Here is a 2215-nt window from a genome sequence, read left to right as displayed (position 1 = left end):
GAGGAGCTCATCCTGCGTGGAGCCGGCGGAGTCCAGCCAGGTCAGATCCGGTGTGGGGGCGTCGTCGGGCTGCATGCCCCTAGATATACACGGCGTCCCCGGGGGCGGGCTGGGCGGGCCGATCCGCCGCCGGGGCGCGCGGACGGGCAGTCCGGGCCGACGTCCTCGCCGTTTGTGGGCTTCCTCCAACCGTGGGCGTCCGCGGTGGCCCGTACACTGGCCGACTGAGCCTCCGCATCTGGCGGACCACCACAAGGAGGACGTGTGACCGATCCCGACCTGACCACCACGGCCGGCCGGCTGGCCGACCTGCATCGGCGGCTCGAGGCGACGGCCGCGCCCGGCGGCCCGGACGCCGTCGAGCGCCAACACGCTCGCGGCAAGCACACCGCGCGCGAGCGGATCGACCTCCTCCTGGACGAGGGCTCCTTCGTGGAGCTGGACGCGCTGGCCGTGCACCGCACCACCGCGTTCGGCATGGACGCCAAGCATCCGGCCGGCGACGGCCTGGTGTCCGGCTTCGGCACCGTGGACGGGCGCCAGGTGGCCGTCTACTCGCAGGACTTCACCGTGTTCGGCGGCTCGCTGTCCGAGCGCAACGGGCAGAAGATCGTGAAGGTCCAGGAGTTCGCCGCGCGCAACGGCTGCCCCGTGATCGGCATCCTCGACGGCGGCGGCGCGCGCATCCAGGAGGGCGTGGCCTCCCTCGCCCAGTTCGCGGACATCTTCCGGAACAACGTCCTGGCCTCGGGCATGATCCCGCAGATCTCGCTGATCATGGGCCCCTCCGCCGGCGGCGCGGCCTATTCGCCGGCCCTGACGGACGTCGTGGTGATGGTGGACCAGACCTCGCACATGTTCATCACCGGCCCGGACGTGATCAAGACCGTCACGGGCGAGGACGTGGACATGGAGACCCTCGGCGGCGCCCGCTCGCACAACGCCACCTCCGGCACCGCCCACTACATGGCCTCCTCGGAGGAGGACGCGATCGCCTACGTGCAGGAGCTGCTCGAGCTGCTGCCCTCCAACAACCTCGCGGAGGCCCCGACCTTCGAGGCCGCGGACCCGGAGCCCACGGACGAGGACCTCGCCCTGGACGGGATCGTCCCGGACTCCGCCAACCAGCCCTACGACATGCTCGAGGTCATCGCCTCGATCGTGGACGAGGGCCACCTGCTGCAGCTGCAGGAGCTGTACGCGCCCAACGTGATCACCGGACTGGCCCGCCTGGACGGCATGAGCGTGGGCGTCGTCGCGAACCAGCCGCTGCAGTTCGCCGGCACCCTGGACATCGCCGCCTCGGAGAAGGCCGCGCGGTTCGTGCGCTTCTGCGACGCGTTCAACATCCCGATCATCACCCTCGTGGACGTGCCCGGGTTCCTGCCCGGCACGGACCAGGAGTTCAACGGCATCATCCGCCGCGGCGCCAAGCTGATCTACGCCTACGCCGAGGCCACCGTGCCGAAGCTGACCGTGATCACGCGCAAGGCCTTCGGCGGCGCATACATCGTGATGGGCTCCAAGATGCTCGGCGCCGACCTGAACCTGGCCTGGCCGAGCGCCCAGATCGGCGTGATGGGCGCCCAGGGCGCCGTGAACATCCTGTACCGGCGCGACCTGAAGGCGACGGCGGAGGCGGGCGGCGACGTCGACGCGCGCCGGGCCGAGATCGTGGCCGACTACGAGGCCGAGCTGCTCAACCCATACCAGGCCGCCGAGCTGGGCTACGTGGACGCCGTGGTGCCCCCGCACGCCACCCGCGGCCAGCTCATCCGCGCCCTGCGCGCCACCCTGCACAAGCGCGAGGCCCGCCCCGCCAAGAAGCACGGGAACATGCCGCTGTGAGCGCCCCGCTGGGCCCGGGCGCCCCGGACGAGAACGACGCGTCCACGCAGGCCACGCCGCCGTCGGCCGACCCGCTGCAGCTCAACGGCCCGGAGTTGGAGCCGGAGGAGATGGCCGCACTGGCCGCCGTCCTCGAGGCGGCAGCCGCCGCCCGTGCCCAACCCCCCCGGCCCGCCGCCGCGGCCCCCCACCCCCGCCCCCTGGCCCGCACGCTCCGCCGTCGCCGCGGCCTGGGCATGTTCGCCCGGCCCCGCCGCCGCCCGCGGCGTCCCGCCCCCCGCCCTGGCCAGCCCCCCCCACAGAACCCTCCGCCTTCCATCACCCACTCGCACCACCACCCGACGCCCCGACACAACATCGCCCAGTC

General features: G+C 72.8%; 1 protein-coding gene and 1 pseudogene. Both read left to right on the top strand.

Annotation, left to right across the window (positions count from 1 at the left end; genetic code table 11):
- The first annotated feature begins 264 nt into the window (after positions 1–264).
- Positions 265–1848 (top strand): acyl-CoA carboxylase subunit beta, encoded by a 1584-nt coding sequence (locus D8M29_RS11330; RefSeq protein ID WP_127435552.1) that lies wholly within the window; start codon positions 265–267, stop codon positions 1846–1848.
- Positions 1845–2215, top strand: a pseudogene (locus D8M29_RS11325) (hypothetical protein); the annotation flags it as partial. The gene D8M29_RS11330 and the pseudogene D8M29_RS11325, both read left to right, overlap by 4 nt.

Source organism: Micrococcus sp. HSID17227, assembly GCF_003989405.1.
GTDB classification, from domain to species: Bacteria; Actinomycetota; Actinomycetes; order Actinomycetales; family Micrococcaceae; genus Micrococcus; species Micrococcus luteus.
Note: the sequence above shows the minus strand (reverse complement) of the source record. Positions and strands in the feature narration are given on the sequence as shown.